Annotated in this window: 4 protein-coding genes and 2 pseudogenes; 3 read left to right on the top strand and 3 right to left on the bottom strand. The window is 62.9% G+C overall.

Annotated elements, in window-relative coordinates; all coding sequences use genetic code 11:
* The coding region (locus JSE7799_RS16345) for a transposase (RefSeq protein ID WP_055664557.1) at positions 1–210 on the top strand (210 nt) is incomplete at its 5' end.
* Between the two features lie 164 nt (positions 211–374).
* Here the strand turns inward: JSE7799_RS16345 and JSE7799_RS16340 are convergent.
* A complete protein-coding gene (locus JSE7799_RS16340) occupies positions 375–1085 on the bottom strand; it encodes an HAD family hydrolase (protein WP_055664556.1) in 711 nt (236 codons plus the stop codon).
* Positions 1086–1125: 40 nt separating this feature from the next.
* On the bottom strand, positions 1126–1815 hold the full coding sequence (locus JSE7799_RS16335) for a DUF1223 domain-containing protein (protein ID WP_055664555.1): 690 nt from the start codon (positions 1813–1815) through the stop codon (positions 1126–1128).
* 224 nt (positions 1816–2039) lie between these two features.
* On the opposite strand from JSE7799_RS16335, the pseudogene JSE7799_RS20120 reads away from it, so the two are divergent.
* Together JSE7799_RS20120 and JSE7799_RS22485 are read left to right on the top strand one after the other, a co-directional pair.
* Positions 2040–2303: pseudogene (locus tag JSE7799_RS20120) on the top strand (IS110 family transposase); the annotation flags it as partial.
* A gap of 85 nt (positions 2304–2388) precedes the next feature.
* Positions 2389–2562: pseudogene (locus JSE7799_RS22485) on the top strand (IS110 family RNA-guided transposase); the annotation flags it as partial.
* Between the two features lie 23 nt (positions 2563–2585).
* On the opposite strand, the gene JSE7799_RS16330 reads toward JSE7799_RS22485, so the two are convergent.
* A partial coding sequence (locus JSE7799_RS16330) for an IS256 family transposase (protein WP_055663400.1) occupies positions 2586–3357 on the bottom strand: 772 nt, incomplete at its 5' end.

Below are 3357 nucleotides of genomic sequence, written 5' to 3'. Positions count from 1 at the left end.
TGGGTCTGGTGGAAGCTTCGCGCGGCTTGCCCAAAACGTTCACCATGGCGCCGCGCCCAGTTCGACACGCTGCGGCTGCATCTCGTCAAGCTGGCCGCCACCATCGTCGAAAAGAAGACCCGGATCATCGTGACCCTGCCGGCATCGTGTCCCCGAAAGGGACTTCTCCTCCTTCTCTTCGACGCCCTCGCCCCACCGAAAACAGCCTGACGCAAGCGCCCCGACAAACCCAGAAACATCAACCCGTATCGCCCAAGACCCAAGTCACCGGCCAACATGCCAACCGGACGCAAACACCGGGTGCGCGCAAGAAAACCGAGACCGGGGAAACCATCCCACGGAGCACAAGTCCGCAGCTTCATGAATTATGCGGGTTAAGCGGTCGGCAGAAGAACCCCGCGCTCCATGAGCCAATCTGGAAGCGAGGTAACGTCGGTCAGAATTGTAGCCGTATGCGGCCGGAGCGCGGCCGCGTCCAACGTGCCGCTCAAGACACCTACGGGAACAAGGCCCGCCCCGTAGGCCGCCATCATGTCAGTCAGCCCGTCCCCCACCAACACGATCTGCGACGGCTCAAAACCCAACTCTTTTGCGAACTCCGCCGCGCCTCGCGGGTCCGGTTTTGGCCCAAACCCGCTGTCCCATCCGATGACACGCGTCATGGCCTCAAGGATCCCCATTTCCGCGAGATGCCGGCGCGCCTCTGCCTCATCGGCATTGGTCAGCACGCCCATCGGAAGGCCGGCGGCGGCCAGACGCGCAATGGTAGCAGGCACCCCCGGAACCATGACCTGCTGCACTGTCTGGGCCCGCACCCCGATCCAGCGGGTCACACGCGCAACCGACCAGCCGGTGACTGTCGCAATCGCGGCATTTGTCTCTGGGCCGGACGCCGTAACGAAGCGGCCGTCGGGGCGAATGCGGCCGGTCTCGACGTCAAGCCCGATCGCGTGACCGAGTTCCGGCGCTGAAACGCCACTTTCTCTAGCGAGATCGTAGATCATGCCCGGCATCCAAGCCTCCCACGTCGCCCGGAAGTCGGTAAGCGTGCCGTCCTTATCGAAAAGAATCGCCTTGATGATCATGCAGCCCCCTGGCCCGGACGACGCGCCGAGACCACACGGTTCAATCTGCGCGCACTGCGCCCAGAATTGCACCCGGTCGACCGTCTTCCAAGGACTGGGCCAGCACGACCTGTCGCATTCCTTTGGGCGCATCGGGCAGAGGAACCGTAACGTTGGCGCCGCTCCACGGAGCAAGAACATCCCACCCATGCACAATGTTGTGGTAATCCATCACGCGCCCGGCATTTTCCCCGTGAAGAACCCGAACCTGCGCTTGTGGAAGATAGGTGACGAGGACCAGTTCTGCCGCTTCAACATTCTTCATCGGCATCGCCATGACCTCACGCCCCTCGGGGCTTGATGCGATGCGCAGGACGTCATCGGTCACGCTACCGTGGGCATCCAGAACCTTGGCCAATTCAATGCCGGACGGCCCTGCAATGACATCACTTCCGCCGACGACGAATTGCGGGGTATAGACGACGCTGGTCCCGTCGCCAGCTGCGTAGGCATATTGCCGCTCGGTAAAAGCCGGCTTGGCGAAGGTATCCCGCCAGCCGATCCAGTCCCAGTAATCGACGTGTAACGACAGAGCGATTACGTCCTCGTCGGCGGCAATCTCACTCAAAAGCGCGTCAGCGGGCGGACAAGATGAGCAGCCTTGAGCGGTAAAAAGCTCCACGACAACGGGATCGGCTGCCGCGGGCAGCGCAGCGCATGCAAACAGCAGCGATGTCAGGGCGGATCGCATCGAAAGAAGCTCCGGAAGGTGTCAAGCTTCACATAGGGGCTTAGGCCGCGTTGCACCAATCACCTAAGCTTGACCTTGGAGTATCCGCGCATCGGCGTCCGCCATCCCGGGGGGATGTAGCCTTTTAGCCTATGGACCTGCGGTGGGCATTGATGATGTGACCGCCCCCCGACGGCATCAGTGTGCCAAGGTGGGTCTGCAACGATCCACAGGAGGGAGCGGTGATGTCGGAGTTTACCACGGTCGGGCTCGATCTGGCGAAGAATGTGTTTCAGCTTCACGGGGCGGACGCGTCGGGGCGCGTGTTGCTTCGGCGCAAGTTGCGGCGGGGACAGGTGCTCGAATTTCTGGCCGGGCTGCCGTCCTGCACGGTGGCGATGGAAGCCTGCGGCGGCGCTCATTTCTGGGGTCGTGAGATCGGCAAGCTGGGCCATGACGTTCGGCTGATCCCACCCGCCTACGTCAAGCCGTTCGTGCGGCGGCAGAAGATGGGATGGTTGCCGCCCTCCCCAGACGGCATCGCGATGTGCCAAGGTCGTGGTGTTCAAGGCCACGCAAAGGAGAGGACGGCAAATGAAAGATACAATGATTGGAGTGGATCTGGCAAAGAGCGTCTTCCAGCTTCACGGGGCCAGCATGGCCGGACACTTGGAGTTTCGAAAGAAGGTGACTCGGGTCCAGTTTCGACAGTTCATGTCGAAGCACGAACCTGCCGTCGTGGTGATGGAGGATAGAGCAACCTGCGGTCTGGAAATTCTGCTGAGAGCGGGTCATGCATCCTGGCATTCCCATTTGATGTAGGCCTTGGTCTCGGAGGCCCATTTCTCGTCGATCTCTACGAGGACGGCGCTGACCAGTCGCAGCAGAGCGTCGTCGCTGGGAAAGACCCTGACCTTTACGGTGCGCCGCTTGAGCTCCTGCTGGACGGATCGCTCCATCGGGTTTGAAGTGCGCAGCCGGCGGCGATGGTGCTCGGGCAGCGTGAAGACCGCGAGCCCCTCGGGCGCGTTTTCCTCCAGCCATGCGGCCAGCTTCGGCGCAGAGGTGCGATAGCTGGCGACGATCTCTGCCAAGGCCGTTTCTGCCTTGGCGAGCGTGCTGGCATTCCACACGGTGCGCAGCTCGGCTCCGATGCGCTTGCGGCTCTCGACGTTCGGAGCGTGATGAATGGCGTTGCGCGCGAGATGGAACTGGCAGCGCTGCCACGTGGCGCCGCCAAGAACAGCCCGCCGGGCAGCACGCAGCCCTGAGTGGTCATCCGAAACGATGAACTCGACGCCGCGCAGGCCGCGGGCGACCAGGCTCTCCAAGAAGCCCCGCCAGTGGACCTCGGCCTCGGACAGGGCCACGGAAACGCCCAGAACACGCCGCCGCTCGTCCGGGCCGATGCCGATTGCCGAGAGCACGGCAGCATCGCGCACCACCCCGCCGTGGCGCATCTTCTCGTACCGGGCATCGAGGATGAGGTATTTTACCTGGCCCAGAGGGCGGTTGCGCCATGCCTCCAGTTCGTCGTCGAGCAGCTTGGCAGCCCGGCTGACC

It is taken from the genome of Jannaschia seosinensis, from assembly GCF_001408515.1.
Lineage (GTDB): Bacteria > Pseudomonadota > Alphaproteobacteria > Rhodobacterales > Rhodobacteraceae > Jannaschia > Jannaschia seosinensis.
This window is presented reverse-complemented; position numbering and strand designations above follow the sequence as displayed.

Bases quoted from the DNA above. Each gene is read 5' to 3' on its own strand.
- JSE7799_RS16340 (WP_055664556.1), bottom strand. From the start codon at position 1,085: ATGATCATCAAGGCGATTCTTTTCGATAAGGACGGCACGCTTACCGAC.
- JSE7799_RS16335 (WP_055664555.1), bottom strand. From the start codon at position 1,815: ATGCGATCCGCCCTGACATCGCTGCTGTTTGCATGCGCTGCGCTGCCC.